1 protein-coding gene is annotated in these 229 nt (G+C 57.2%); it reads left to right on the forward strand.

Features of this window, described 5'->3' with window-relative positions:
* Positions 1–229, forward strand: a 229-nt coding sequence (locus Q4528_RS16670) for a DUF2147 domain-containing protein (RefSeq protein ID WP_303522926.1), incomplete at both ends; no start/stop codon positions are given.

Genomic DNA, 229 nt, shown 5'->3' on the forward strand with positions numbered 1-229 from the left:
GTCATCAGCCGCACCTTCAACAACAGCGGGGAATACAATTCCCCCAACAAAGGCAAGCAATTGGTGCGCGGCATGGAGCCAAAGGGCGGTGGCAAATACACTGGCAACGTCTGGCGGCCATCCAACAACAAGGTTTATGTCGGCAAGATGCAGATAAGCGGCAGCTCGCTCAAACTTTCGGGATGTGTGGCCGGCGGGCTGTTGTGCAGCTCTCAGGTCTGGACACGGG

The sequence above is a fragment of the Staphylococcus pasteuri genome, from assembly GCF_030547725.1.
Lineage (GTDB): Bacteria > Bacillota > Bacilli > Staphylococcales > Staphylococcaceae > Staphylococcus > Staphylococcus pasteuri.